Annotated in this window: 23 protein-coding genes and 1 pseudogene; 3 read left to right on the forward strand and 21 right to left on the reverse strand. The window is 70.6% G+C overall.

The genetic code is table 11. The features are described 5' to 3' along the window. Positions 1-77: 77 nt before the first annotated feature. Genes H2Q94_RS17025 through H2Q94_RS17035 form a run of 3 tightly spaced genes read right to left on the reverse strand, consistent with a single transcriptional unit; the run spans position 78 to position 1,953 of the window. Positions 78-494 carry an arsenate reductase ArsC gene (locus H2Q94_RS17025; protein WP_243788174.1) on the reverse strand — a complete coding sequence of 139 codons (417 nt, stop codon included), beginning with the start codon at positions 492-494 and terminating at the stop codon, positions 78-80. After that, the gene (gene arsB / locus H2Q94_RS17030; protein WP_243788175.1) at positions 491-1,588 is read right to left on the reverse strand and encodes an ACR3 family arsenite efflux transporter; all 1,098 of its coding nucleotides are present in this window, start codon (positions 1,586-1,588) and stop codon (positions 491-493) included. Before arsB ends, H2Q94_RS17025 begins: the two co-directional genes overlap by 4 nt. Continuing rightward, positions 1,585-1,953, reverse strand: coding sequence for an ArsR/SmtB family transcription factor (locus H2Q94_RS17035; protein ID WP_243788176.1), 369 nt, complete (start codon positions 1,951-1,953; stop codon positions 1,585-1,587). The genes arsB and H2Q94_RS17035 overlap by 4 nt, the downstream gene beginning before the upstream one ends. A gap of 84 nt (positions 1,954-2,037) precedes the next feature. Here H2Q94_RS17035 and H2Q94_RS17040 point away from each other — a divergent pair, with 84 nt between their 5' ends. After that, positions 2,038-2,475 (forward strand): ArsI/CadI family heavy metal resistance metalloenzyme, encoded by a 438-nt coding sequence (locus H2Q94_RS17040; RefSeq protein ID WP_243788177.1) that lies wholly within the window; start codon positions 2,038-2,040, stop codon positions 2,473-2,475. 200 nt (positions 2,476-2,675) lie between these two features. Here the strand turns inward: H2Q94_RS17040 and H2Q94_RS17045 are convergent, their stop codons facing one another. The 10 genes from H2Q94_RS17045 to H2Q94_RS17090 all read right to left on the reverse strand — a co-directional run bounded on the left by H2Q94_RS17045 (position 2,676) and on the right by H2Q94_RS17090 (position 13,611). Further along, entirely contained in the window at positions 2,676-4,484 is a 1,809-nt protein-coding gene (locus H2Q94_RS17045; protein ID WP_243788178.1) for an AMP-dependent synthetase/ligase, read from the reverse strand. Positions 4,485-4,583: 99 nt separating this feature from the next. Beyond that, entirely contained in the window at positions 4,584-5,324 is a 741-nt protein-coding gene (locus tag H2Q94_RS17050) for a VirB8/TrbF family protein (RefSeq protein WP_243788179.1), read from the reverse strand. Further along, on the reverse strand, positions 5,321-6,559 hold the full coding sequence (locus H2Q94_RS17055) for an MlaD family protein (RefSeq protein WP_243788180.1): 1,239 nt from the start codon (positions 6,557-6,559) through the stop codon (positions 5,321-5,323). Before H2Q94_RS17055 ends, H2Q94_RS17050 begins: the two co-directional genes overlap by 4 nt. Further along, entirely contained in the window at positions 6,556-7,650 is a 1,095-nt protein-coding gene (locus H2Q94_RS17060) for an MCE family protein (protein ID WP_243788181.1), read from the reverse strand. The genes H2Q94_RS17055 and H2Q94_RS17060 overlap by 4 nt, the downstream gene beginning before the upstream one ends. Beyond that, the gene (locus H2Q94_RS17065; protein ID WP_243788182.1) at positions 7,650-8,726 is read right to left on the reverse strand and encodes an MCE family protein; all 1,077 of its coding nucleotides are present in this window, start codon (positions 8,724-8,726) and stop codon (positions 7,650-7,652) included. Before H2Q94_RS17065 ends, H2Q94_RS17060 begins: the two co-directional genes overlap by 1 nt. Further along, positions 8,723-9,721, reverse strand: a complete 999-nt coding sequence (locus H2Q94_RS17070) for an MCE family protein (RefSeq protein ID WP_243788183.1) — start codon at positions 9,719-9,721, stop codon at positions 8,723-8,725. The genes H2Q94_RS17065 and H2Q94_RS17070 overlap by 4 nt, the downstream gene beginning before the upstream one ends. Continuing rightward, positions 9,718-10,716: an MCE family protein gene (locus H2Q94_RS17075; protein ID WP_243788184.1), complete on the reverse strand. Its 999-nt coding sequence runs from the start codon at positions 10,714-10,716 to the stop codon at positions 9,718-9,720. The genes H2Q94_RS17070 and H2Q94_RS17075 overlap by 4 nt, the downstream gene beginning before the upstream one ends. After that, a complete protein-coding gene (locus tag H2Q94_RS17080) occupies positions 10,713-11,957 on the reverse strand; it encodes an MCE family protein (RefSeq protein ID WP_243788185.1) in 1,245 nt (414 codons plus the stop codon). Before H2Q94_RS17080 ends, H2Q94_RS17075 begins: the two co-directional genes overlap by 4 nt. Further along, positions 11,957-12,805: an MlaE family ABC transporter permease gene (locus H2Q94_RS17085; RefSeq protein WP_243788186.1), complete on the reverse strand. Its 849-nt coding sequence runs from the start codon at positions 12,803-12,805 to the stop codon at positions 11,957-11,959. Before H2Q94_RS17085 ends, H2Q94_RS17080 begins: the two co-directional genes overlap by 1 nt. Further along, complete coding sequence (locus H2Q94_RS17090) at positions 12,805-13,611, reverse strand: MlaE family ABC transporter permease (RefSeq protein WP_243788187.1); 807 nt, start codon at positions 13,609-13,611, stop codon at positions 12,805-12,807. The genes H2Q94_RS17085 and H2Q94_RS17090 overlap by 1 nt, the downstream gene beginning before the upstream one ends. A gap of 96 nt (positions 13,612-13,707) precedes the next feature. Between H2Q94_RS17090 and H2Q94_RS17095 the strand changes: the two genes are divergently transcribed. Further along, entirely contained in the window at positions 13,708-14,325 is a 618-nt protein-coding gene (locus tag H2Q94_RS17095) for a TetR/AcrR family transcriptional regulator (RefSeq protein WP_243788188.1), read from the forward strand. 114 nt (positions 14,326-14,439) lie between these two features. Here the strand turns inward: H2Q94_RS17095 and H2Q94_RS17100 are convergent, their stop codons facing one another. From H2Q94_RS17100 to H2Q94_RS17115, 5 genes and pseudogenes are all read right to left on the reverse strand, one after another. Then, positions 14,440-14,805: an FHA domain-containing protein gene (locus H2Q94_RS17100; RefSeq protein WP_397545359.1), complete on the reverse strand. Its 366-nt coding sequence runs from the start codon at positions 14,803-14,805 to the stop codon at positions 14,440-14,442. 297 nt (positions 14,806-15,102) lie between these two features. Beyond that, on the reverse strand, positions 15,103-15,612 hold the full coding sequence (locus H2Q94_RS30985) for a hypothetical protein (protein ID WP_397545506.1): 510 nt from the start codon (positions 15,610-15,612) through the stop codon (positions 15,103-15,105). Between the two features lie 140 nt (positions 15,613-15,752). Continuing rightward, a pseudogene (locus tag H2Q94_RS30990) lies at positions 15,753-15,902 on the reverse strand (nucleotidyltransferase domain-containing protein); the annotation flags it as partial. A gap of 264 nt (positions 15,903-16,166) precedes the next feature. Continuing rightward, a complete protein-coding gene (locus tag H2Q94_RS17110) occupies positions 16,167-16,694 on the reverse strand; it encodes a hypothetical protein (protein ID WP_243788190.1) in 528 nt (175 codons plus the stop codon). A 178-nt stretch (positions 16,695-16,872) separates the two neighbouring features. Then, on the reverse strand, positions 16,873-17,622 hold the full coding sequence (locus H2Q94_RS17115) for an SDR family oxidoreductase (protein ID WP_243788191.1): 750 nt from the start codon (positions 17,620-17,622) through the stop codon (positions 16,873-16,875). 179 nt (positions 17,623-17,801) lie between these two features. On the opposite strand from H2Q94_RS17115, the gene H2Q94_RS17120 reads away from it, so the two are divergent. Beyond that, positions 17,802-18,956: a glycoside hydrolase family 25 protein gene (locus H2Q94_RS17120; RefSeq protein ID WP_243788192.1), complete on the forward strand. Its 1,155-nt coding sequence runs from the start codon at positions 17,802-17,804 to the stop codon at positions 18,954-18,956. 340 nt (positions 18,957-19,296) lie between these two features. Here H2Q94_RS17120 and H2Q94_RS17125 read toward each other — a convergent pair whose 3' ends face one another. The 3 genes from H2Q94_RS17125 to H2Q94_RS17135 all read right to left on the reverse strand — a co-directional run bounded on the left by H2Q94_RS17125 (position 19,297) and on the right by H2Q94_RS17135 (position 26,244). Next, a complete protein-coding gene (locus tag H2Q94_RS17125; RefSeq protein WP_397545360.1) occupies positions 19,297-22,587 on the reverse strand; it encodes an arabinosyltransferase domain-containing protein in 3,291 nt (1,096 codons plus the stop codon). A 166-nt stretch (positions 22,588-22,753) separates the two neighbouring features. Then, positions 22,754-23,935, reverse strand: a complete 1,182-nt coding sequence (locus H2Q94_RS17130; RefSeq protein WP_243788193.1) for an acyl-CoA dehydrogenase family protein — start codon at positions 23,933-23,935, stop codon at positions 22,754-22,756. Further along, the gene (locus H2Q94_RS17135; RefSeq protein WP_243788194.1) at positions 23,932-26,244 is read right to left on the reverse strand and encodes a molybdopterin-dependent oxidoreductase; all 2,313 of its coding nucleotides are present in this window, start codon (positions 26,242-26,244) and stop codon (positions 23,932-23,934) included. The genes H2Q94_RS17130 and H2Q94_RS17135 overlap by 4 nt, the downstream gene beginning before the upstream one ends. Positions 26,245-26,286: the final 42 nt, after the last annotated feature.

The raw sequence follows: 26,286 nt of genomic DNA on the forward strand, positions 1-26,286 counted from the left end.
CCTTGTCGCCGGGAGCTTTTGCGCGCCACCGCCGGCGCGGTGTTCTCGCGCCGCAGCTCCCGGCCGCGAGTCGTTGATCAGCGCCTGTCCAGTTCGGCCAGGAGGCCGCGTACTCGCTGGTCGATGTCGTCTCGGATGACTCGGACGTCCTCGATCCGCTTGCCTGCCGGGTCGGTCAGCTCCCAGTCGAGGTACCGCTTTCCGGGGAAGACGGGGCAGGCGTCACCGCAGCCCATCGTGATCACAACGTCAGCCGCGACTACTGCTCCGGTCGTGAGTTTCCTCGGCACCTCCTGCGAAAGGTCGATGCCGAGTTCGAGCATCGCCTCGTAGACGGCCGGGTTGATGGTCTCGGCGGGGTCCGACCCGGCGGAACGAACGACGACCTTGCCGTGGGCATGGTGTTGCAGCAGCGCGGCGGCCATCTGGGAGCGGCCCGCGTTGTGCACGCAGACGAACAGAACCTCGGGCAAGGCGTCTCCTGGGAAGGTCATCGAGCAGGCTCTCCGCCCGGCGCCGGCTGCGGGCCGGTGAACCAGCGGCGTGCGGCCAGGGACACGTAGACGAGGGCCACGAGCACCGGGACTTCGATGAGAGGCCCGACGACCCCGGCGAGTGCTTGCCCGCTGGTCACGCCGAACGTGGCGATGGCGACCGCGATGGCGAGTTCGAAGTTGTTTCCGGCCGCGGTGAACGACAGCGTGGCCGCCCGTTCGTAGCCCAGGCCGATCACCTTGCCCAGCGCGAAGGAACCCGCCCACATCACCGCGAAGTAGGCCAGCAGCGGCAGCGCGATCCGCGCCACGTCCACCGGGTGGGCCGTGATCTGCTCACCTTGCAACGCGAACAGGATCACGATGGTGAACAGCAACCCGTAGAGGGCTACAGGGCCGATCCGGGGCAGGAACCGGCTCTCGTACCAGTCGCGCCCCTTGGCGCGTTCACCGAACCTGCGGGTGAGGTACCCGGCCACCAGCGGGATCCCGAGGAAGATCAGCACGGATTCGGCGATCTGCCAGGGTGATGCTTCGAGCCCGACCGTGGGCAGCCCGAGCCATCCCGGAAGGACGCTGAGGTAGAACCACCCCAGCCCCGCGAAGGCCACGACCTGGAACACCGAGTTCAGCGCGACCAGCACGGCAGCCGCTTCCCGATCGCCGCACGCCAGATCATTCCAGATGATCACCATCGCGATGCAGCGCGCCAATCCCACGATGATCAACCCGGTGCGGTACTCCGGCAGATCCGGAAGGAAGGTCCAGGCCAGCGCGAACATCAACGCCGGACCAATGATCCAGTTCAGCACCAACGACGAGACCATGAGTCGCTTGTCGCCGGTGACCGTCTCCAGGCGGTCGTAGCGAACCTTGGCCAGAACCGGGTACATCATCACCAGCAGGCCCAGCGCGATCGGCAACGAGATTCCATCGAGCTGCACCGCGTTCAGCACCGGCCCGAGCCCGGGAACCCACCGCCCGGCCAACAGGCCCACGAGCATCGCCGCGCCGATCCACACGGGCAGGAACCGATCCAACGTCGAGAGCTTCCCGGCGACCGCCACACCCCCGCGTTCCCGGATGCTCGTCATGCCGACACCGCCGCATCCCCGGCCGGCGCCAGCGCCTCCGAGACCAGGTTCAACGTCTCCGGCCGCACCCGGTAGTAGATCCACGTTCCCCGGCGCTCACCGTCGATCACCCCGGCTTCTCGGAGGATCTTCAAGTGGTGCGAAATAGTCGGCCCGGACAGCTCGAACGCACCTGTCAGATCGCACACGCACGCTTCACCGCCCTCGTGCGACGCGATCAGCGACAACAGCCGCAGCCGCACCGGCTCGCCGATCGCTTTGAACACTCGCGCGAGCGCCACAGCCTGAGCTTCCCCGAGCGGTTCCCGCAGCACCGGAGAGCCGCACAGGGCCGCATCGTCCGGCGGCACCTCTTGTTTCGACATGCTTCTATATTGACGCCCATCGAACCAACAGCGCAAGCTAGGCCCATCAGGCTGTTTCGATGTACGTCTGACCAAGGAGAGGTCATGCCACGGATGCAGCTCGCGCTACGAGTCGGCGACCTTGAAGGATCGATCGCGTTCTACTCGAAGTTGCTCGGTAGCGAACCGGCCAAGCTCCGGCCCGGCTATGCGAACTTCGCCGTTGCCGAACCGCCGCTGAAGTTGGTCTTACTGGAAGGCGAACCCGGCCAGGACACCGGTCTTGATCACCTCGGAGTCGAAGTCGACAGCACCGATGAGGTCAACGCCGCCACCGACCGGCTCAGCGCACTCGGGTTGTTCACCGAAGTCGAAGACGACACCACCTGTTGCTACGCCCGCCAAGACAAGGTCTGGGTGCACGGCCCCGGCCGGGAACCGTGGGAGGTCTACGTCGTCAAGGCCGATTCCGGAAGCTTCGGCCCCGAGCAGCAGCCCGAACCCTGCAGCACCGACAACAAGCATTCCCTGATCGATCACTGACTTCTGTACCTGCACTGGTCGGAGAACCCGCGCGGACATTGCCGCACCTCAGCGAACTCCGGCGAGAACAACGGACCGTCCGATCCGCTCGGACGGACGGTCCCTTCACTCCGCACCACCCCAACACCGACCGCAGCGGATTCGAGTGAACGGACCGTTCGCCCAATCCCCTTGGACGAACGGTCCGTTCACACCTCGCGTCAGGTGTAGAGCGAGTTGATGTCGTCGGCGTAGCGCTCCTGGACGACTTTGCGCTTGATCTTCAGGGTCGGGGTGAGCTCGCCGCTTTCCGCGGTCCACGGCCGGTTCAGCACCTCGTAGCGCTTGATCTGCTCGGCGCGGGCGAGCTGTCCGTTCACCTCGGTCAGCAGCGCGTCCAGCTCAGCGCGCACCTTCGGATGCGCCGCCAGCTCACCGAAGTCGCCGCTGATGCCGTGCGCCGTCGCCCAGCCGGGCGCGGCCTCGTCGTTGAGCACGATCAGCGCCGTCAAGTAGGGCCTGCGGTCGCCGATGGCCACCGCGTGCCCGACCAGCGGGTGCGCCCGCAGCAGACCCTCCACCTTCGCCGGGGCGATGTTCTTGCCGGTGGCGGTGATGATGAGTTCCTTCTTGCGGTCGGTGATGGTCAGGTAGCCCTCGTCGTCGACCCGGCCGATGTCGCCGGTGGCGAGCCAGCCCTCGTCGTCGGTGGCGCGGACGATCTCACCGGAATCGTCGAGGTAGCCCAGGAACACCACCGGCCCGCGCACGAAGACCTCACCGTCGTCGCCGAAGCGCAGCTCCACACCCGGCACCGGTTTGCCGACGGAACCGGGCCGGTAGGCGTCGGCGGTGTTGGCGGTGGCGCATCCGGTGGTCTCGCTCATCCCCCATACCTCCAGCACGTCGATGCCGATGCTCGCGAGGAATTCGAGGACGTGCAGCGGTAGCGGAGCGGCACCGCTGCTGGCCCAGCGCAGCTCGTCGAGACCGAGCATCGCGCGCATCGGGCGCAGCACTCGGGCGTCCGCTTCGGCGAGCCGTTCGGCGTGCTCGGCGGGCACCTGCTCACCCCGTCCGCGCAGCCGGAACGCGTGCAGGGCGAGTTCCTGGGCGGTGGCGAGGGCTTCGCGTTGCGGCTCGGCTTGGCGGGCGATGACCGCCTGCAGGCCTGCGGTGATCTTCTCCCACACCCGGGGCACGCCGAAGAACGCGGGCGGGCGCACGAACGCCAGCGTCTGCACCACTTCCGAGGCGTCCGGGCACACCGAGACGTGCAGCGCCTTGTACAGCGCGCGGTAGATGCCCAGTTCCCGTTCGGCGACGTGCGCCAGCGGCAGGTACGACACCGAGCGGGCGCCGTCCGGTGTGGGCGCCATGCGGTCCACGGCGACGGCCTCGTAGATGGCGTTGCGGTGGCTGAGCACCACGCCTTTCGGGTCGCCGGTGGTGCCGGAGGTGTACATCATCGCCAGCGCATCGTCGGAGCCGATGTGCGCCCAGTACCGCTCGAACACGGCGGGGTCGGCCCGGTGCAGCTCGGCCCCCGCGGCGGCGAGTTCGTGCCAGCGCACGTAGCGGTCGTCGCCGGGCGGGGTCGCCACCTCCGGATCGAGCACCACGACGGTGCGGACCGAGGTGTCCTCGGCCAGCACCGGCGTCCACCGGTCGAGTTCGGCGGCGCCTTCGAGCACCACCACGGCGGGTTTGCCGTGAGCCGTGACGAACGCGATCTGCTCGGTGCTCAGCGTCGCGTACGCGGTGCAGGGCAACGCCGCCAGGTGGGTGGCGGCGAGGTCGACGATCCAGTGCTCCGGACGACTCGACATCATGATCATCATTCGGCCCCCGGCGGTGAGCCCGTACTCGGCGAGGCCGCGCGCCACCTCTTCGCGCAGTTCCGCCCAGGTCAACGTGGTGTCGGTCCCGCTCAGCGCCGGCTGCCGGGGTTGCTCGCGCGCGTTGCGCGCGAGCAGGCCGGGGATGGTCAGCCCATCGGCGGCCGCGGCGCATTCTGCTGCGATCGTCACGTCACTCGCTCCTCACTGTCCGCGCGTGCGGAAAACCTGCCGTGCCAACGGAAAACCGGTTCGGTCGGACGACGCGTTGCGGCCGCCCGCCCGGCCCGCTCAGATCAGCTTCACGTCGTCGATGAGCCACTTGTCGTCGGGATGCACGAGGGTGAGCTGCATCCGAGTCCGGTCCACCCTCGGCTGCGGGCTGTTGGTGTTGGTGATGGTCTGGTCGACGAACAGCACCAGCACCGCCCGGTCCTGCTCCGCCTGCACCACGCCCGCGTTGAGCACCTCGCCCTTCGACGTCGCCTGGTACTGCTGGATGAGCTGGGTCAACCCGTCGCTGACCTCCTGGTACTGGCGGGCGAAGGCGGGCGAGGCGTTGTCCGACACCGACCCGAAGTTGTCCTGCAGGTTCTGGTGGTCGTAGGTGGTGAGGGCGAGCGCGTACTGCTTCCCGGCCACGAGCGCCTCCTGCCGCGCGGAGTCCCGCGCGGCACCGGCCTGGAGCTGCAGCCCGGTGTAGCCGAGGCCGCCGAGCAGCAGCAGGATCACCAGGGCCGCGATCAGCACGGGCGGCCTGCGCAACGCTCCCAGTCTCGTTCGACCGGGGGCGCCCGTCGCGGATTCCCCGATCTCCACTCGGGATTCGGCCTCATCTTCATCCACAGTGGACTCTGGTTCGATGGTTCCCCCGCCCTGATCCGCGAGGTCGGCCGCCTCGGGTCCCGCAGGGGCCGCTTCCGCGCCCTCACCGGGCGCGGAAGTTCCAGCGGTGCCGGGCGCGTCCGCCTCCGGGAGGCGGGTGCGGGTCGTCCCGGCGTCGCGGTCGGATTCGGCTCGGTCGCTGGTCATCGCACTCCCTGGAACATGATCGAGGACCACGGCCGTGGCCCCAGGACCCCGCCGTCCCCGCGCACCGCGCCGCTGGGCGCGGCGTCCGGGGAGGCGGGCTGCGCACCCGGCGGCGCCGCCGGGTACTGCGCCGGGTCGGCCTCCGATGCGACCGCCGGCGAGTCGGGGCGCGGGGCGCTGTCGGCTCCGCGCTGTGAAAGGCCCGGCCCCGGCGCGCAACTCCAGCCGAGCTGCGGGTCGCGCGGAGCCGTTTCGGTCGGGGTGCGCCGCTCGGTGCCGTAGTAGCAGGCAGGTCCTTGGGCGGCGACCAGGTAGAAGTCGGCGACGTCGCCGTGCACGATGCTCGCGAGGTCGGAGAGCCCCTGCGGCAGCGCAGTCATCGTCTCCCGCAGCGCGGGAACGTGGCTGCCGAGCACGTCGCCGGTGACCAGCAGGTTCCCCAACAAGGCACTGGCGGCGCCCTCGTTCCGCGCGAGCAGGTCCGTCACCGAACGCGTCGTTTCCGGCACCGTCTCGGCGAGGTGGCGGATCGCCGGGTCCTGCGCCCGCGCCTCATCGGCGAGCTCCCGCACCGAAGCCGCCAGCCGCGGCAGGCCCCCGTCCCCCTCGATCGAGCCCAGCACCTGCGGCCCCTGCTCGATCAGGTTGCTGATCTGCGGTTCCCGCTCGGCCGCGAGCCGGGTGAGGTCACGGGTGTTGTCCATGATCCGGCGCAGGTCGGGACCGGCGCCGTTGAGCCCGGTGGATGCCGCCTCGGACAGCACCCGCAGGTCGTGCGGATCGATGGTCTCGGCCAAGTCGGTGACGTGCACCAGGAACGTCTCCAGCGGCAGCGGGGCGCTGGTGTCCTCGGCTCGGATCACGTCGCCATCGCGCAGGTACGGCGGCTCGTCGGTGGCGGGTTGCAGGTCCAGGTGCTGCACGGCCATCGGGGTGACCATGCTGATCTTGGCGACCGTGTCGGCGGGGATCCGGCTGCCGGGGTTCAGCCGCAGCCGGACCGTCACGCCCTCCCCGCCCGGGTCCAGGCCCACCGCTCCCACGGTGCCTGCGCGCACCCCGCGATAGGTGACCTGGGATGACTCCGCCAGCCCGGCGGCGTCGGGCAGCCGCACCGCCACCAGGATCGGCGCGCGGGTGGCCTGCACTCCCAGCATCGTGTTGACCACGAACACCCCGCAGCCGATGCCGATCAGCAGGAACACCGTCAGTTGGATCAGCACTGCGCGGCTCATCGGGTCCCTCCGGTCAGCAGTTCGGCGGCGGAACCGGGCGGCGTGGGACGCGTGAACGGCGCGAGGTCGGCGGAAGGGGTGGCCTCCTGATCGGGACTCCCGTACGGCAGCGGTGGGTTCTGCCCCGTCAGCAGCGGCAGCAGAGTGCCGGACACGTCGAGCGTGCCGTCCAGGTTCAGGTAGTCGCCCGGGATGGCGCTGCCCAGCTTCACCTGGAACGTGCGCAGCTCCGTCAGCGTGCTCGCGAGATCACCGTTGAACCCGGCCAGCGAGTCCAGCACCGGCCGCAACTCGTTGAGCTGCGCGGTGAACGCGGGTCCCGCCTCCTGCACGACCCCGTCGGCGGAGCGCCCCAGCTCGGTGACGCCGGTCAGCAGCCGATCGAACTGGTCGCGCTGGCTCAACAGCACGTCCACCGCCGGGGTGATGTCGCGCAGCGACGCCTCCAGCAGCGGGGTGTCGGCGGCCGTGTCGGCCGACAGCCGGTGCAGCGCGTCGATCGTGGCGTCGAACTCCGCACGGTTGGCGTCCACTTCGGACAGCAGTGCGTCGAGGCGGTGCAGCAGGTCGCGGACCTTCTGCTCCCGGCCGCCCAGTGCGGTGTTGAGCTCGGTGACGACGGTGCGCGCCTGGTCGAGCCCGCTGCCGCCGAGCACGGTGCCCAGCGCGGCGAGGGTGTTCTCCAGGTCCGGTCCGCGCGAGGTGCGCGAGAGCGGGATCGTATCGCCGTCGGAGAGGACTTCCGGTGAGCCCGGCTGTGCGGGCGGCTCCAGCACCACGAACTGCTCACCGAGCGCCGCGGTCAGTTCCAGTCGCGCGGCGGTGTCCTTCGGCAGCCGCAGTCCCGGGTTCAGGTCCAGCCGCGCCACCGCCTTGAAGTCCTTCGTGGACAGTTCGCGCACTCGCCCGACGGTGGCCTGCCCGATCCGCACCGCACCGCCGACGGGCAGGTTGGAGACGTCGCTGAACACCGCGGTCACCCGAGGACCGCCGCTCGCCCCGCCCGACGGCAGTTCGTGCAGGCTCAGCCCGCACGAACTCGTCAGCACCGCGATGCCCAGCACCAGCGGTAACAGCTTGAAAGTCCGCACTAGCCGCCTCCCGCCATGGTGTGCAGTGGATCGAGATCGGGCGGGAACCGGATCGGGTTCACCAGGCCCGGGCCGGAGCACAACGGAACGGGAATCCGCTCGCACAGCCGAGCGGTCGCGGGGAACTGGGCGAGGTTCGAGGAGATGTTCAGCCGGATCCGCAGCCGCTCGTCCTCCGTGACGGCCCGGCTGAAGTTGCCGAACACCAGCGGCAACGTGGTGAGCACTTCGGAGAGCTGCTCGCGCTGCGCGGCGACCTGCGCGGTGGTGCCCGCGAGGTCGTGCACGCTGCCGGTGAGGTCACCGCCGTGCTCCCGGATCAACGTGTCCGCCTCCGCGAGCGCCCTGGACAACCGTCCGATGGTCCGATCCAGGTGCAGCCGATCCCCGTTGTAGTCCTCGCTCGCCTGCCGCACCCCCGTCGCCAACGAGTCCATAGTGGATCGATGCTCGGCCAGTGCGCGCACCAGCACGTCGAGGTTGCCGATCAACTCCCCGATCTGTTCCCGGTCGCCCGCCAGCACGTCGGTCGCTCCCGCGAGCCGGTCGATCGCGGTGCGCACCTGCGGCCCGGTGCCGTCCACCGAGCTCGCCGCCGAGTGCAGCAGCGCGCCCAGGTCATCGCCCTTGCCCAGCCCGTCGGGTCCGAGCGCGGCGACCACCGTGTCCAGCGACGACATCAGCTCGTCCCAGCGGATCGGCGCGTGCGCGCGCTGCGCCGGGATCACTCCGCCGTCGGCCATCGCGGGACCGCCGGTGTAGGCCGGGCCGAGTTCCACGAACCGGTCGCTGATCAGCTGCGGGCTCATGATGTACGCGTGCGCGTCGGCGGGAACGGTGATGTCCGGGCGGACCCGCATCACCACCCGCACCACCGGACCGCGCGGATTCACCTCGTCCACGAACCCGACCGGCACGCCGAGCACGTGCACCTTGTTGCCGGGATAGATGCCGTCGGCGGTGGCGAAGTCCGCCGACACCACGTGCGCCGGATCGGGCCGCAGCAGCACGTGCCACCCGCCCGCCACGAGCAGGGCGGCAGCGCAGCCGAGCGCGATCAGCCTGGTGAGTCTCATCGGCACCCCTCGACCAGCCCGGTCAGGCACAGCAGGTTGTCCGGCAGCGGACCCGCCGGGCCGGACACGTCGCCCCAGGTGCCGTTGCCGGTGGCGTTGGCCAGCGACCGCCCGGCCGGGCCGAGGGTGGCGATGGTGCGCGCGATGGCCTGCTCATCGCGCCGCAGCGCCGCCGTGATCTCGCGCAGATCGCTCAGCAGCGGCCCGAGTTTCGCGGAGTTCTCGCTGAGGAAACCGTCGAGCTGCGCGCTGAGCGCGTCCACGTCGTCGATCAGCCGCAGCACCGTCGCCCGGCGTTCGTTGAGGGTGCGCACGATCAGGTCCGCGTCCCCGAGCAACCGCACCAGCGTGCCCTGCTGCTCCACCAGCGTCGCCGTCGTCGAACGCGCGCCGTTGAGCAGTTCGTCGAGCTGGGCGTCGTGGCGATCGATCAGTTCGGCCGCGCCGGTGATGCCGGTCAGCGCCTGCCCCAGCAGCTCCGGATCCTGCGGGGAGACCTCGCGGACGGTGGACATCATGCCGCGCAGCGCCTCCAGGTCGAGCTCGCCCGCCGTCTCCGTGGCGTCGGTTCCGAGCTCGTCGAGGCTGTAGGGGATCCGGGTCCGTTCCCGCGGGATCACCGCGTCGGCGGCCAGTTCGCCGAGCCCGGCCGGTTCCACCGCCAGGTAGCGGTTGCCCATGACCGTCGCCAGCCGCACCGAGGCCGAGGTGGTGGTGCCGAGACGCTGCTCCCGGTCCAGCCGGAACGTCACCCGCACCCGGTCGCCGGCGATGTCCATGCCGGTGACGCGCCCAGCGGGCACGCCCGCGACGTGCACCTGGGCGTCGGTGGTGAGCCCGCCCGCATTGGCGAATTCGGCGGTGTACTCCCGAGTTCGCCACAGGAAGGACAGTTGCGGCACCGCCACCACCAGCCCGAGCACCAGCAGCAGCACGAGGATCCCCGCGCCTCCCACGACGATCGGGTCCGGGTCCCGGCGTGAACGTCGGCTCATCGGCACACCTCCGAGTGCGGACCGCCGCCGAGGTCGACCTGCGCCCCGCCGACCGACACCCGCAGGTTGCAGACGTAGATGTTGACCCAGGTTCCGTAGTCCAGCGTCCGGTTCAGCTTCGTGACCAGCTCCGGCAATCCCTGCACGGCGGTGTCGAACCGCTGCCGGTTGTCCACCCAGCCCTGCGACATCGTCCCGAGCGCGTCCACGTCGCGGGTCAGGTTCGGGGTGATCTGATCCATCGAGCCGCGCACCGAGTTCGCCAGCGCGCCGCCGGCGTCGAGCGCTTCGGCGATGCGGCCCCGATCCTCGGCCACGGCGGAGGTCAGTTCACCGAGCCTGCCGATCAGCGTCCGCAGCTGCTCGCGGTGCTCGGTCGTGGTGGCCAGCACCGTGTTCAGGTTGACCAGCACCTCACCGATCACCTGGTCGCGTTCGGTGAGCCCGGAGGTCACCGACACCACACGCTCCAGCAGGCTCGTCACAGTGCCGGATTCCCCTTGGAACACCGCGATCAGCTCATGGGCGAGCTGGTTGGCGGCCTGCGGGTCCAGCGACTCGAACAGCGGCTTGAAGCCGTTCATCAGTGCCGTGAGTTCCAGTGCGGGCCGGGTGCGTTCGAGCGGGATCGTCGCGCCCTCCGGCAGGACGCCACCGGAGTCCCCGGCGTCGAGGGCGATGAACCGGCTGCCGAGGAGGTCGGCGTAGCGGACCACGGCTCGGGTACCGCCGGGCAGCGGCTGTTCGGCGAGCACCTGGAAGCTCACCACGGCGGTGCCGTCGCGGAGCCGCACGTCGTCGACGACGCCGACGCGCACTCCGGCGATGCGGATCTCGCTGCCTTCTTTGACTCCCTGCGCGTCGGTGAACTCCGCGCGATAGGAGCGAGTGCCGCCTTCGAGGGGATGTTCGAGGGTGTTGACCACGAGGACCGCCGACAAGACCGAGACGACGACGAACGCGGTGAACTTGACGGCGGTCGCGGTGAGGCTCATCGGGTCACCACCTGCGTTCCGCGCACGACCGGGCCGAACAGCAGGCCCAGCAGGTCATCATCCGGCGCGGCCCCGGCAGCGGGCTTCGCAGAGTCCCCTGTGGACGGTGCGGGCGCTTCGATCGGGCTGGTGAACAACCGCTCCAGCTCCCCCTTCTCCCGCGCGGTGCCGACACTGCCGACAGCGCCCCCGTAGGTCGTGGCCTGCGGGCAGTTCGGGCCGTCCAGCCCCGGATAACGCGGGCAATCCGCCGGCGTGTACGGATGCGGGTCCTCCAGCGTCACCGGCGCCCGGATCTGGAAGCGGTCATCGACGAAGGTGCGGCTCGCGTTCGAGGTGAACTCCCGCAGGTCGTGCAACGTCTCGGTGATCCGGTCCGCGTTGCCGCCCAGCACCTCCGAAGCGGGCCGCGTGACGTGCACGACCTCGATGGCGCGGGCCGCGTTCTCGTCCAGGAACCGCTGCGATCGCCCGGCCAGTTCGGTCCCGGCGCCGAGCAGGTCGGTCAGGTTCTCCCGCTGCTGCACCACGGTTCGCGACAGCACCACCGCATCGTCCAAGGTCGCCAGCAGATCCGGTGCCGCCGTGGCGAGCTGCTCGGTGAGCCCGGCGACCTCGCCCAGCTCACCCACCGTCTCGGCCGGGTCGAACCTGCCGGAGAGGTCGTGCAGGGTGTCGATGGTCTCGCCGAGCTCGGCGCCGCGACCGCGCAGCACGTCGGCCATGGTGCCCAGCGCCACCTGCAGCTCCGCGGGCCGCAGGTTCTCCAGCAGCTCGAACATCCGGGTGTAGGCCTCGTAGATCCGCACCGTGCCCGCGTCGGTGTCCGCCGCGATCTCCGCGCCCGGCTGCAGATATCCCTGGGACGCGGCGGATTCCGCACCGGCGAGCTCGACGTACTGATCACCGAACAACGTCTTCGGCAGGATCCGCAGCCGCACTCCCGCCGGAATCGAGTCCATCGTGGACGGATCAATCCGCAGGGTCAGCCGGGACCCCGCCGTGCCCGCACTGACCTCCGCGAGCTCACCGACCACCACTCCCCGGTACCGGACCGCCGAGTTCACCCGCACCGGCCCCGCCGCCGCGGGAACCTCGGCGCTCACGGCCGGGTCGGAGTCGAACGCCTCCGCCCCGCCGAGCACCGCGAACGCCGCTGCGGCCAGCACCACCACAACGCCGCCGATTCCGCGCAGGGCGAGCGAAGTCCGGCTCACGCCGCCGCGCGTCAGGTCCACCATCACTGCACCCCCAGCGCGGGCAAGCTGGGGCTCAAGCCCCAGAACAGCAGTGTCAGCAGCATGTCCACGAAGGTGATCGCGACGATGCTGGTGCGCAGCGCCCGTCCCGCCGCGCGCCCCACTCCTTCCGGGCCGCCCGTCGCGTAGTAGCCGTAGAAGCAGTGCACCAGCGTCACCAGCATCGCGAACACGACGGCTTTCACCAGCGATAACCCGACATCCGACGGGGCCAGCAGCAGCTGGAAGTAGAAGTCGTAGGTGCCGCCGGACTGGCCTTGCAGGTTCACGACCGCGACCCGCGTCGCGATGTAGGACGCGAACAGGCCCACCAGGTACAGCGGCACCACCGAGATGAACGCCGCCGCCATCCGGGTGCTCACCAGGAACGGCAACGAGCGCACCGCCATCGACTCCAGCGCATCGATCTCGTCGGAGATCCGCATCGCTCCCAGCTGCGCGGTGAACCCGGTGCCCACCTTCGCGGCCAGCGCGATGCTCGCCACCAGCGGAGCCAGCTCCCGGGTGTTGACCATCGCCGACATCAACCCGGACATCGGCGTGAGCCCGATCAGGTCCAGCCCGCGGTAACCCTCCAACCCCACCTGGGTGCTGGCCACGAACGACATCGCGAAGATCACGCCGATGGTGCCGCCCCCGGCCAGCAACGAGGCCGAGCCGAAGCTGATCTCCGCGACGAGCCGCGCCACGTGCTTGCGGTAGCGCGCCGGCGCGAACGGCACCGAGGCGATCGCCCGAAAGTAGAACGTGACCTGCACACCCCACGCCACCAGCAGGTCGAACAGCCCCCGGGTACGCCGCCGCGCCGCGCGGACCAGCAGATCCGCCATCAGAACTCACCCTTCGGCGGCAGCAGCAGCGGGTGCAGTTCGGTCAGCACGGTGTTCGCCACGAACACGAGCACGAACGCCATCACCACCGCCTCGTTGACGGCGTCGCCCAGCCCGCTCGGACCGCCTTTCGCGGTGAGGCCCTTGAACGCCGACACCACGGCGGCCAAGACCGCGAACGTCCCCGCCTTGATCTCGGCCATCAGGAACCCGCCCGGGTCCGAGTACGTCGTCAGCGTCGCGAGGAACCCGCCGGAGGAACCCCCCAGCAGCACGTGCACGAACAGCGTGGCGCTGATGCCGATGGCCATCACCACGCCGTTGAGCAGCACCGTCACCAGGATCGCGGCCAGCACCCTCGGCACCACGAGACGTTCCATCGTGGACAACCCCATGACCTCCATGGCCTCGGTCTCCTCGCGCAGCTTGCGCGAACCGAGGTCGGCGCAGATCGCCGAGCCGCCCACTCCGGAGATCATCAGCGCGCACACCAGCGGCGCCGCCTGCCCCACCACGACGAACGCCACCACCGCCCCGGCATAGCTCTCGGCACCGAGCTGCCCGGCGAGCGAGCCGATGTTCACCGCCACCAGCACGCCCAGCGGAATCGTCATCAGCACCGCGGGCAACGTGCTCACCGAAGCCAGGAACCAGGACTGCTCCAGGCATTCCCGCCACGACAACCGGCGCCCCAGCAGCGCCCGCGCTCCGGCGCGCGCGGTCCGCACCGAGAACACCACCAGCATCCCCGCCTGGGCCGCCGCGTCGGCGAACGGACCGCGAGGTGGCGGTGTCTCCAGGGCCATCGTCGGCTCCCTCCGAAGTGTGATGCACCTCCTAGAACGAGTGTTACGTAGCATGCGTTACGGAACAAGTGTTTCGAATTTTCGGGGAGAGTCACCGTGGCCAAGAAGATCCGCGACCCGCGCTCGCGCCAGCACATCGTGGAGGCGGCGTGGCGGCTGCTCGCGCACCGCGGCCTCAGCGCCACCACCGTGCGAGCCGTCGCGGCCGAAGCCGAAGTGTCCACGGGATCGGTCACGCACTACTTCGAGGACAAGGCCGAGTTGATCAACGAGGTGCTGCGGCACAACGGGAAGATCGCGTCGCAACGCGTCGCGGAAGCGGTCGGCGACCGGCATGGGCTCGACGCGGTGCAGCGCGCCACGCACGGGCTGCTGCCGGTGGACGAGGAAATGCTCACCTGCTGGCGGGTGTGGCTGGCGCTGTGGTCGCACCAGCCGGACGACACCGCGGACGGCTCCTCGGGCGGCTTCGCGGAGGGCTATCAGGTGTGGCGCTCACTGCTGCGCAGGCACCTCAACGAGGCGGTGGCCGACGGTGAGCTGCCGGATGGGCTCGACCTGCCGCATGAGATCGGCGTGCTGGCCACGCTCGTGATCGGCACCGGGCTGCTGGCGGGGTCCGATCTCTCCACCCGCGGCCAACTGCACCGGCGGGCTCGCCGCATCTTCAACGAGCACTTCGCCCGCCTGGCCCAGCAGGGTTCGACGGTCTGAGCCCGCCACGCCGGGAGGTGGCGCGCACACGAAAACGGGGCTCCGGCCGGGCGGGCGATCCTCCGATCAGCGCCGCCGTGCCGAGCCCCGGAACGTTGGTGTCTACGCCGGCTCTCAGCTGCCCGCGTGGAACGTGAAGCGAACCTTGCCCACCCAGATCTCGTCGCCCTCGGTGAGCACAGCCCGATCCACCACGTGGCGGTTCAGGTACGTCCCGTTGAGCGAACCGGCGTCCTGGATGACGAAACCATCCCCTTCCCGGCGGATTTCGGTGTGGTAGCGGGACACGGTCACGTCGCCGAGCACGATGTCGCAGTCGCGGTGCCTGCCGAGCACCGTGCAGCTCTGCTCCAGCGAGAAGACCGCCCCTTCTTCCGGGCCGCGGGCCACCACCAGTGCCGCCGTGCCCGTGCGCGGACGCACCATCGAATCCGGGGCCGCCGTGGCGAGGCCGGGCTCGTCGGCTCGCGGGGCGGGCACTCCAACGATGTTCTCATCCTGCGGCGACGCCGCCGGATCCTGGGAACCGGGGCGGAACGTTCCGAACGGGGATCGGATCATCATAGTTCTCCCTTGCGCGGACCACTCAGTTCGTGCGTTTCCCACTGTGGCCCCGATTCGGCCACCACGACCGGGCCGTTCGTCCCGAACCGCCGGTGGCCTCCCGCACACCGGGTGACAGAACCACTCCCCTCCGGCACCGAACAGGCGACCCGACGTTCCGCCCCACTACCCCCAGCCACCACATCGATCCCGCCATCCCGGGCGGGCGCTCGATCAGGTCGCAGGCAGAGCGTGCACTTCGGCGAGCGCCCGCTCCAGGCGGGATCGGACGGCACCGGCGGTCACGACGAGCTGCTCCGTGCCCGGTTTCAGCTCGGCGAGCAGGTCGTCCACATCGCGCAACCCGGCCCGCTGCAGCAGGCGCTTCTCGTTGGTCACCCACTCGCCGCGTGCGGCCAGCACGGCGTGCCCGACCTGGCACGCGGCTTGCGCCAGCAGCCCGGCGCACTGGGTGACCCGCCCGCGCGCGCCATGCGCGCTCGTCGCGTACGCCAGCGACAGCACCGCCTGCCCGGCCCACACCGCGGGCGCGGATCTCCGCAGCGCGTCCGGGAATTCCGGGCTCGGCAGGCTCCCGGAGAGCACCTGGTTCCCGGCGAGTTCGGCGACCACCAGGTAGCTCGGAATCCCCGCCAGGTGGAACGCGAGCGGTTCCCAGTGGAACCGGCCCGCCCGGGCTTCCGCGAGCTCGCGCTCCACGACGTCCAGGTCGCGGTAGTGCACGTCGACGTGCCTGCCGTCGACCTCCAGCCACGCCCGCCGTTGAAGACCCCGCCGCCCCAGTCGCCGAGCTCGCTCACCTCTCCCGGCCGGCCGAGTGCGCGCAGCTCGGCAGGGTCCAGGGGTGAATCGGGGCGGTAGTACACACCGAGGTCCCAATCGCTTCCCTCGTGGTGCTCACCGGTGGCGCGGGACCCGCCCAAGGTCACCGCCAGCGCCCCGGACAACCCGCCGAGCGCGGCGGTCAGCGCCGACAGGAAACGTGCGTCCTCCGCGGACGTTCTGATGGACATGCGCCCTCTCAAGTGATGATCGTTCGATTCCGTTCATGGACGGCTCCGACCGCGCCGACGCAACGGAAACTCTCGCGTCGGCGAACCGGTCGTGGATCATCACAGGGCCATACCCGGAAGTTAGCAGCACACTCCCGGAGATCAAAACCGCGATCGCGCTCAGCCCGAACCGTGCCCGGACAGGAAAAGGGGCCGGTCTGCCGCCCCGACCACGGCAGACCGGCCCCGCCGGCGTTCCCCGCTGAAGTACCGCCTCGTCCGGCCCTAAGCGGGGTGCGCCTCGCTCACGTGCAGCGGAGTTCCCTGCATGCACGTGGTGAGCGCGCCGGGGTCCGGCCGGCCACGCACCACCAGGTGCGCACCGGGTTTCACCACTGACGGGTCGCCGCCGACCAGCAGGTACGGAGTGCGGCCCTGGCCGGGCAGCAGCGCGCAGCGCGGCTCCACTCCTGCCTCGACCCGGCCGGTCACCGTGATCTCCTGCTCACCGCTGCCGGCGACCGCGGGCGTCGCGCCCGCCAAGCCCAGCACCGATACGAGCAGCACTCCCACCGTTACCCACCGCGACGTCGTCATGGCGCCCATTGCACAAGGAACCAGCGACGATCGCCACTTGAAGGCGATGCCGACCGCTACGGCCGCCCGGCGCCGGAACATCATCGGCGGCGCCGCCGGATGCGCGATGCAACCGCGGGGCCGCTGCGCGAGGCCGCCCCGCAGGGCCGGATCGGCACCGACGTCGATGCCGCGCGAGCCGCGCACCGGGTGCTGGAGCTGACCGACATCTCGCACCCGCACCGGCGTCGAGCAGGACTTCGACGCCCTCGACCAAGTGCCGATGCTCCGGCTGATCCTCGCCCACTACCTCGGGGCGCCCGAAGAGAAGGCCGGGCGCTGAACCACCACGGTCGTGGTGATCAGAGCCCGGCCCGACTTCCTCATCAGCCGCCTGCCAGCGGCGATGCCCGCTTCAGCTGTCGAACAACGGGCCGCGGTGGACCTTGTGCTGGGCGGCCTGCGCGAGAGGGCGCAACACCAGGCTGTCGATGTTGACGTGCAGCGGTTGCGCCACCGTCATGGCCACGACTCCGGCCACATCGTCCGCGGTCAGCGGCCGGTCCACGTCGGCGTAGACGGCGTCGGCCTTGTCCTGATCGCCGTGGAAGCGGTTCCGGGAGAACTCGTCGGTGTGCACCATGCCCGGCTGGATCTCGATGACCCGGACCGGCTGCCCGGCCAGCTCCAGGCGCAACGTCTCGGTGAGCGCGTGCGCACCGTGCTTCGCGGCGCTGTAGCCCGCCCCGCCCTCGTAGTTGACGAAAGCGGCCGTCGAGGTCATGTTGACGATCGTGCCGCCGCCCCCGGCGCGCAGCAGCGGCAGCAGCGCCTGGGTCACGTGCAAGGTGCCGAGCACGTTCACCGAGTACATGCGCTGCCATTCTTCGGGTTTCCCGGCCGAGACCGGGTCCGATCCCCACGCGCCACCGGCGTTGTTCACCAGCACGTCGCACGCATCGAGCTCGGCGGCGAACGCGGCGACAGAGGCCTGGTCGGTGACGTCGAGCGGCAACGCCCGCCCGCCGATCTCCTCCGCGAGGTCGGCGAGGCGGTCCTGCCTGCGCGCGGCCACCACAACGTGGAATCCGTCCCCGGCCAGGCGACGGGCGGTCGCCGCGCCGATCCCACTGCTCGCTCCGGTCACCACGGCGGTCTGTGTCACACGAACTCCCCTGCTCACGCTGATCTCCCGAGCAACCCTAGAAAACGGTCCGGGTGGTCTCAACATGGGGCTTTTCCGGTCCGATTTCTCCTAAACGCGCCACTCCGCCCGCGATCTTGGCTACGGTGAGTAGTGCCCTGATCATCCACGGCGAGCCACCGCCGTCCGACCATCGCGAGGTGAGGCCGGCCGTGCTCTACGGCATCGACATCTCCCACCATCAAGGCGCGTTCGACCTCGGCCGCACCCGGGCCGAGGGGTTCGAGTTCGCCTTCCTCAAAGCGACCGAAGGGAGTTCCTTCGTCGACAGCCGGTTCGGCGCGAACCTCGGCAATGCGCGCGCCGCCGGCCTGCTCGTCGCCGCCTACCACTACCAGCGCGCCGATTCGAGCGCCGCCGCGCAGGCCGGGCACATCATCAACACGGTGCCCGCCGACGTGCCGGTGATCCTCGACGTGGAGGCCAACGGAGGCGGCCCCGACATCTCCCGCGACATCATCGGCCGGCTGCAAGCCGCCGGGTACCGGTCGCCGCTGCTGTACCTGCCGCGCTGGTACTGGGAGCAGATCGGCTCGCCGCCGCTCGGTGGGCTACCACCGTTGTGGTACTCGCGTTACGCGAGCAACGAGGGCGGCTACGCCAGCGAGATCTACGAGCGCTACCGGGACTTCTACGACGCCCAGTGGGGCGGCTACGGCGGTCTCGGCGTCGCGATCCTGCAGTTCACCAGTTCCGCCACCGTCGCCGGGCACGCACCCGTCGACGCCAACGCGTTCCGCGGTACCCGCGAGGAGCTCGCGGGGCTGCTCGGCTCATCTACTCCGGAGGACGACTTGACTCCCGATCAGGCGCAGAAGCTCAACGAGATCCACCACGAGCTGTTCGGCCCGCGCGGACCGCAGGGCCAGATCGTGGGCTGGGGCACCGAAGCGGGCAACCACACCGCGATCGGACTGCTGGTGCACATGTTCAACGCCCTGCTCGGGCCGCGACCGTCCAGAGTGCCGGGCGCCGAACACGTGCAGGTGCCGGCCGTGGACGCGATCCGGGACACCAACGGAGTGGTGTACCAGCTGCCCGCGATGATCAACGCGGGTGCGACGGGTGATCCGCAGGCCGTGGCCGAGGCGCTGCGCCCGGTGGTCGCCGAGGCCGCCGGTCCCGCGATCCGCGAGTCCATCGCCGAGGTCTACGGCGCCGACGACCCGGCTCGCACCGAGGCCGTGGTGCAGGCGATCGCCAACCGCCTCGCCGCCCGGCAGGCACCCGCCCAGCAGATCCCGGCCCAGCCCCAGGCTCCGCAGGCACCGGTCGAGCAACCGCCGGCGCAGTGATCCCGAAGGCGGGCGCAGCGGCGACCTGATCAGAGTGAACGGACCGTTCGCCCAACAAGAGTGGACGAACGGTCCGTTCACTCCCGCCGCACTGCTCGCCGACGGTGCGTCGGCGCCCAGTGCGTCCGCGTCGGCCGGGTCGCGCCCACTCCTGATCTGAGTGAACGGACCGTTCGCCCGATCTCGTTGGTCAAGCGGTCCGCTCACCCCGAACCGGAAGTGAGTGAACGGACCGTTCGTCCAGCGGGATGGGACCAACGGTCCGTTCACTCCGGGAAAGACAGCGGCCCACCTGCCCGGGAGATCCGGGCGGGTGGGCCGCTTTTGCGCCGTACGGCGGCTACTTGTCGTCGTCCTCGGTGTCGGGCTCCAACGGGCGGATGTCGTTGCGGTCGTCCGAGCTCGGCACGTCACCCGGCAGCGAGACGGTGTGCGGGAGCACGCCGGGCGTCCAGTCGCCCCAGTGCGTCTCCTCGTGCACCCGCATCGCGGCCTCCGCGGGCAGCGCTCCCCGTTCGTACGGGTCCACGGCGTAGAGCGACCCCCAGTCCCGGTAGAGGTCGTTCTTCAGGTACGTCGGCAGCTCCCGCATGCTCGCCGCGACGTTGAGCCAGCCGAACGGCCCGCCCGCGTCCGGCGAGGACCAGCCCTGCCCGGTGGGCCGCACCGCCTCACCACCGGCCACCCGGAACCGCGGCATCTCGGCGATGCCGTGGTGCAGGCCGGAGATCTGCAGGCACGGGTGCACCAGGGCCGCGGGCCATTCCACATAGGCGGGGCTGTCGCCGACGACGTCGGTCATGTTCGTGAGCTGCGGTGCGCGCGGAGCGCTGACCGCTTGCCAGCCGCGCGCCGACACGGACTGGTCCACGGCCACGACGCGCATCTTCGTGGTGTCCTGGGCGTCGCCGTCAACGACGAGGCGGTGATCCCGCCAGGCCGGGCCGCCCGCCTGCAGCAGGTAGCGGCGAGCGGTGATCTGGAAGCCCTGGTCGGTGTCCTTGCCGAACTCCACGGCCAGCGAGTTCGCGCCGCCTTCGATCCCCGCCATCGCCAGCACGATCGGCACTTCCCCGTTCGCGGCGCGTTCGGGCACGTCGTACCACTGGGTGCGCAGTTCGCCGGTGCCCTGCGGGGTGTAGCTGCCCCACACCGGGGCGTTGTCGCCGCCGAACTGGTACGGCGGCCGCCACTCGTCGGCGACGCCGCTCGGGCCGGGCGGCGTGCCGTCGCGGTTGAAGCCGGTCAGCTTGGCCTTCAGGTACTCCTCCGGCGTCTCCTCACCTTCGAGGCGCTTCGACGGCACCGGCACGTCCGGGGAGAACGCGGGCGCCGGTTCGGTGGGCTGTTCCCCGGCGACCTTGAGCATCCCGGACTGCGGGTTCGTCTCCACGTAGACGTAGTCGGAGAGCCCGCAGCTGCCGCCGGTGAGCTGTTTGATGTTGTCGGCGCCCATGCTGTAGCCGCCTTCGCGTTCCTGGATGGCCTTCCCGAACGCGGCGAGCTCACCGATGATCAGCAGCGCGCAGATCAACGCCAGCGGGGCGGTACCGAGCCGCAGCGCTCGGCTGCGGTGCTCGACGCCGTTCGCCGGCGCGAGGCTGCGGTCCCCGCGCAGGTGCTCCACCAGCGCGACGACGGCGGCGATGGCGGCGACGCCGAGCAGGATGGTGCTGGCGTTGCGCCCGTTGACCGCGGGTGGCATGTCGTACCAGGGCACGCCCCAGCCCGACACGTACCACCAGGCGTTCGGCCCGGTCGCCGAGAACGCGGAGATCACCATGAGCCCGGAGAAGAACGCCGCCCGGTTGCGCCGGGACCGCAGCACGGTGGTGCTGGTGGCGAGCGCGGTGAGCGCCGCGACCGCTCCGCCCACCGCCGCGAAGATGCCGAAGTGGTGGGTGTGCTTGGTCTGGGTGAGCGCGAGCGCGACGAACGACATCGCCGCCACCGCCAGCAGCCTGCGGCTCGGGCCGAGGGCGGCGCCGCGGATCCGGTTGCGCCGCAGGAGCACGACCGCGCAGGTCGCCAGGCACAGCATCACCAGCAGCACCGGGAATCGCCGCGTGAGCGAGCCGTCCGGGATCTGGCTGAACAGCATGTTGTAGCGGTTGAGCTCCTGGTACCACTTCTCGCTGGGACCCAGGTCGATCTTCAACGAGGTGGCGTCCATGATCGACTGCCAGGTCTGGTCCCAGACCAGCCAGGTCAGGATCACGAAGCCGGAGGCCGAGATCGGCGCGAGCACCGGCAGCCAGCCGAACTCCTTCGCCCGCCGCGACACCAGCTTGATGAGCGGTTTGAGCGCGGCGATGAACGGCAGCACCGCCACGATCCCGTGCGGCCCGGCGCCGACGGCGAGCGCGGCCATCACCAGGCCGAGCGCGGCGGGCATCAACCTGCTGGTCGCGACGGCGCGCTCCACCGCGCACAGCGCCAGCAGCGAGAACACCACGATGACCGGCTCGGAACGCAGGCCGTTGTTGTAGGGCAGCCAGAACGCGAGGAACACGGCGGCCGCGGCCCAGCCGGCGGCGTTGCTGCGGCGGACCTGCTGGCCCAGCCTCGGCAGCACCTCCCGGCTGATCAGCAGCCAGCTCGCGCAGGCCATCAGCAGCGAGGGCAGCCGCACCCACGGGATCGCCGTGGACACCTGCACCCACAGCGCGTAGATCTCGTAGAACCAGCCCCACGGCGCTTCGGGGTTGGCGAACCAGCGGTAGTAGTTGCTGATGTACCCGGCGGACTCGCGCGCTCGCGCGATGGCCATCGTGTAGCCGTCGTCGGAGCTCATCGCCCCGATCAGCCACCAGACCACGAGCGAGCCGAGCACCGCCACGTCGCGGGCGGTCGGCTTCCACCAGCCGGGCTGAACCCAGCGCGGCGGCCGCCGCCCGGCGCGCTTGTCCAACCGGCGCAGGCACACCACGGATCCGATGAACGCGAGGACCGCCAGCGCGATCACGCTCAGTTTCAGCGCGGTCGGCGAGCTTTCGAAGCGGTTGTCCACCCTGGCTTCGAAGCGGAGTCCGGCGACGTCGTCGGCGCGGGCGTTGAGGTCCGAGTAGATCCCGGTGACCTGCGGACGGTGATCACCGGCGATGTTGGTCAGCCAGCGGTCCTCGCCGAAGCCCGCCTTGAAGCCGACCGCGTCGTTGTGCATCGCGAGCGTGCAGTCGTCGGCGGGGATCGCCATGGTGTTGACCTGGCGCCCCTTCGACAGCAGCGTGATCGTCCCGCGGTCGACCGTCATGCTCATCCCGGTGAGCCGGCCGTTGTCGGAGTTCGGCGGGTTCGTGCTCAGCAGGTTCGCCGGTCCGTCGGTGCGCGCGTCGAGACTGCGGGCGCTCACGCACGGGATCTCCGCGTCCAGCCATACCGGGGAGAACGTCGTGAGCGGCGCCGACACGGAGGTGGTGCCGCTGGCGGTGGGCCAGCGCAGCGTGGTGATGTCGTGGTGCACCGGCAGGAACGGAACCGAGAGGGACAGCACCGTGCCGAGGAAGCCGAGGACGGTCGCGATCAGCTTCAGCCGCCGCAGCCGCCGGTCCGTCCGGGGCGGTTCGGCCTCCGCGGGCGGCGCGGATTCCGCCTCCGCGTGATCGGTGTCGTCTTTCTCCGCATTGAGCACGCCCCGGAGAATAGCGTTCGCGGTAACCGCAACGACGCAGCATCAACCTCCGTGTTGGGGTCGCCACACCGGTTAACGACACGGCTGAGGGAATCAGCGGGAGAACTCAGGTTCCTCTCAGTATCCCGTGACCCTTCGGTTATCAAAAAGAAGTCGAACGTCCAGTTCAGACGGCAAGTGAAGCGGTACCGGCAGCAGTGAGCGCGGTGTCGTCCTGCGGGGTGTGAATCCGGCTGCACAACACGTTCCGGTAGTGTCGCTCGATCGGGTTGTTCCGGGAAAGGCCCGGATTCCCGATGAGTTCGATACCGAGTTCCACCGCCCGAATCGCATTCGTCGTGACGGCGTGTTTGGTAAGTCCGGCCTGGCCGCTGGATTGTGTCCCTTCGTCGACGGCCCGCGCGGCGGCGTCCAGCAGCGAACCATTGCTCAGCAGCAGGGCCTCGATCCGCCCGACGGTCTGCTGGAACCGCGGCAGGCTCGCCAACGGCTTGCCCAGGTTCGCCGGGACTCGCTCGTTGAGGTACCCGACGAGCCAATCGCGGGCCGCGCGCGCCACGCCGTCGTAGATCGCGCTGAGCACCACTGGATTCCAGGCGGCGAGCACTCCACCGTTGCGTCCCGGCGCGTCCGGCCGGTTGAGGTCCACGGCGTGCTCGGCGGAGATCCGGGTCCCTTCGAAGATCACGTCGTCGCTGCGGGTGCCGCGCATCCCGAGGTGGTTCCAGGTCTGCTCGATCCGGTAGTTCCCGGCGTCGCGCGGTACGAGGAACGCGCCGACTCGCGGTTCGGGTTCGTCGGTGCGCGCCCACACCAGCAGCCACCGCAGGCCGGGGATGCCGGTGGAGTAGGTCTTGTGGCCGCGCAGTGCCCAGCCGTCGGCGGTGCGTTCGGCCGTGGTCGCGGGCAGGCCGCCGCGCGCGGGGGTGCCCAGGTCCGGTTCGACGCGCAACGCGTTGATCAGCGCCACTCCGGCCACCGAACTGTCCTGCACGTCGCGACGCACCTGTTCGGGCCAGGGATTGCCGGGGGCGCGCAGATCGGCGTGGTTGAGCAGGTGCATCGCCAGCACCAGCGCCACCGACGGGTCGGCGGCGCCGACGGCCCGCACCACCGGCACGACCTCGGCGAGTCCCGCGCCCCCGCCACCGGAGCCGGTGGGCACGGTGAGGTTCAGGACGCCCGTGCGGTGCAGGTCTTCGAACGCCTCGTGCGGGAAGGTGCCGTCCCGGTCGTGCTCGGCGGCCCGGTCGGCGATGCGCCCGAGCGCCGCCGTGAACTCCGGTGCTCCCTCCGCGGATCGGGCCGGCCGGGCCACCGGGGAGAGTTCCTGGTCGGTGCGGGTCATCGGGTGCCTTCCTGTTCGGGGACGAGCCGCGGTGGACGCGAGTAGCTCGGCGGCGGTGGTTCGGTGTCGAAGGGTTCGACGTCCACCCTCGTCTGCTGCCCGGAGCAGCCTTGCGACAGCGCGGAGGTCGGCCGGTCGGCGGTGAGGACGTTCGGGTTGCCGTGCACGCACAGTGAGCCGCCGGGCTGCGCCGGGTCGTCTACGGGGTCGTACCAGGCTCCGGTGGCGAGCACGACCACTCCGGGCAGCACGTCCGCGGTGAGCCGGGCTCCCGCGAGGCAGGCGCCGCGGTCGTTGAACACGCGCACCACCGTCCCGTCGGCGATGCCTCGAGCGGCGGCGTCGTCGGGGTGCAGCACGATCGGTTCGCGGCCGTGGATCTTGGCGGCTTGGCTGACGGCGCCGACGTCGCCTTGACCGTGCAACCGGGTGCGCGGCTGGTGCGCGATCAGGTGCAGCGGGAACCGGGCGTGGTCGAGGCCGTCCACCGGTTCGCGCCACACCGGATGCCCGGGCATGTCCGGCAGGCCGAATCCGGCGATGTCCGCGGAGAACAGTTCGATGCGCCCGCTGGGCGTGGCGAGGGGCCGGGAGCGCGGGTCGGCCCGGAACTCGGCGAGCGGTGTGGACTGCGCCCGCGCGGGAAGCACCAGTTCTCCGGCCGTCCAGAATTCCTCGAACGACGGCACGTCGTGGCCTTCCCCGGCGAGCGCGTCACGCCACTGCCCGTACAGGTGCGCGAGCCATTCCCGCGGAGTCCGGTTCTCGGTGAACTCCGCTCGTGCGCCGAGCCGGTCGGCCAGCGCGGCGAACACGTCGTGATCGTCGCGCGCCTCCCCGACGGAGTCCAGGATCCGGTGCATCGCGAGCAGGTGGGTGTCGCGCCGCCCGCCGCCGATGTCCTCGCGTTCCAGCGTGGTCGTCACCGGCAGCACCACGTCCGCGTGCCGCGCGGTGGCCGTCCAGTGCGGCTCGTGCACGATCACCGTGTCGGGCCTGGTGAACGCGCGGCGCAACCGGTTGAGGTCCTGGTGGTGGTGGAACGGGTTGCCGCCCGCCCAGTACACCGCGCGGATGTCCGGGTAGGTCAGCCGCCGCCCGTCGTAGTCGAACTCCTCGCCGGGGTGCAGCAGCAGGTCGGAGATTCGGGCCACGGGAATGAACTCCGAGACCGGGTTGGCGCCTTGCGGCAGGGTCGGCAGGGGTAGCAGCGGACCGGTGTCGCCGACATCGCCGATGGAGCCGTAGCCGTGGCCGAAACCCCCGCCGGGCAGGCCGATGTCGCCGAGCATCGCGGCCAGCGCCAGTCCCGTCCACACCGGCTGCTCGCCGTGCTCGATGCGTTGCAGCGACCAGCTGACGGTGATCAGCGTGCGCCCGGCCGCCATCCGGCGGGCGAGGGCGCGGATGTCCTCGGCGGGCACGCCGCACAGCGCGCTCGCCCATTCCGCGTCCCGTGCCGGGCCGCCGTTGCCGAGCAGGTAGCCCGCGAACTCGTCGAATCCGGTGGTGCAGCGGTCCAGGAACTCCTGGTCGTGCAGCCCTTCGGTGAGCAGGGTGTGCGCGAGCCCCAGCATCAGCGCGACGTCGGTGGCGGGGCGAACCCGGATCCAGCGCGCCCGTTCGGAGCGGGGCAGGTCGGTGGCCAGTGGACTGATCACGGCCAGGTCCACTTCCGAGCGGTCCCAGTCGGCGAGGACTTCGGAGCTGGTGTGCCGGGTGACTCCGCCTGGCGTGACGGAGACGTTCTTCGGCGGCAGCCCGCCGAACGCGACGACCAGGTCGGTGTTCCTGCGGATGGTGTCCCAGCCGTCGGCCCGCCGCAGGTAGGTGTCGGCGTCGCCCACCAGGTGCGGCAGCAGCACCAGGGAGGTGCCGAGGCTGTAGGAGTTCCGGGAGGCCGTGTAACCGCCGATGGTGTTGAGGAACCGGTGCAGCTGGCTCTGCGCGTGGTGGAACCGGCCCGCGCTGGCCCAGCCGTAGGAGCCGCCGAAGATCGCCCGGTTGCCGTGGCGTTCGCGGACTCGGCGCAGCTCGGTGGCGACGAGGTCGAGCGCGGTGTCCCAGCCGACCTCGACGAACTCCTCCCGGCCGCGCCGGTCCGACGGTCCCGGTCCGTTCTCCAGCCAGCCGCGGCGGATCGCGGGGCGGGCGACGCGCGTTTCGTGCCGGGTGGCGGTCGCGACGTTGCCGAGCAGTTCCGACGGTGCCGGGTCCGCCGGGTGCGGGGCGACCTCGAGCGCGCCGTCGGGGCCGAGCCGGGCGCGGTAGGCGCCCCAGTGCGAGGTCGTGTTCCGCCAGCCGTTCATGCCGTCCAACCTAACCACCCGCCCCGTTCGATCCGGGTCCGC

It is taken from the genome of Saccharopolyspora gloriosae (assembly GCF_022828475.1).
GTDB classification, from domain to species: domain Bacteria; phylum Actinomycetota; class Actinomycetes; order Mycobacteriales; family Pseudonocardiaceae; genus Saccharopolyspora_C; species Saccharopolyspora_C gloriosae_A.

Coding starts and splice junctions, on each gene's coding strand:
- H2Q94_RS17050 (WP_243788179.1), bottom strand. CDS start 5,324: ATGACCAGCGACCGAGCCGAATCCGACCGCGACGCCGGGACGACCCGC.
- H2Q94_RS17065 (WP_243788182.1), bottom strand. CDS start 8,726: ATGAGACTCACCAGGCTGATCGCGCTCGGCTGCGCTGCCGCCCTGCTC.
- H2Q94_RS17075 (WP_243788184.1), bottom strand. CDS start 10,716: ATGAGCCTCACCGCGACCGCCGTCAAGTTCACCGCGTTCGTCGTCGTC.
- H2Q94_RS17035 (WP_243788176.1), bottom strand. CDS start 1,953: ATGTCGAAACAAGAGGTGCCGCCGGACGATGCGGCCCTGTGCGGCTCT.
- H2Q94_RS17135 (WP_243788194.1), bottom strand. CDS start 26,244: ATGAACGGCTGGCGGAACACGACCTCGCACTGGGGCGCCTACCGCGCC.
- arsB (WP_243788175.1), bottom strand. CDS start 1,588: ATGACGAGCATCCGGGAACGCGGGGGTGTGGCGGTCGCCGGGAAGCTC.
- H2Q94_RS17025 (WP_243788174.1), bottom strand. CDS start 494: ATGACCTTCCCAGGAGACGCCTTGCCCGAGGTTCTGTTCGTCTGCGTG.
- H2Q94_RS17090 (WP_243788187.1), bottom strand. CDS start 13,611: ATGGCCCTGGAGACACCGCCACCTCGCGGTCCGTTCGCCGACGCGGCG.
- H2Q94_RS17055 (WP_243788180.1), bottom strand. CDS start 6,559: ATGAGCCGCGCAGTGCTGATCCAACTGACGGTGTTCCTGCTGATCGGC.
- H2Q94_RS17080 (WP_243788185.1), bottom strand. CDS start 11,957: ATGGTGGACCTGACGCGCGGCGGCGTGAGCCGGACTTCGCTCGCCCTG.
- H2Q94_RS17070 (WP_243788183.1), bottom strand. CDS start 9,721: ATGAGCCGACGTTCACGCCGGGACCCGGACCCGATCGTCGTGGGAGGC.
- H2Q94_RS17040 (WP_243788177.1), top strand. CDS start 2,038: ATGCCACGGATGCAGCTCGCGCTACGAGTCGGCGACCTTGAAGGATCG.
- H2Q94_RS17085 (WP_243788186.1), bottom strand. CDS start 12,805: ATGGCGGATCTGCTGGTCCGCGCGGCGCGGCGGCGTACCCGGGGGCTG.
- H2Q94_RS17130 (WP_243788193.1), bottom strand. CDS start 23,935: ATGACCCGCACCGACCAGGAACTCTCCCCGGTGGCCCGGCCGGCCCGA.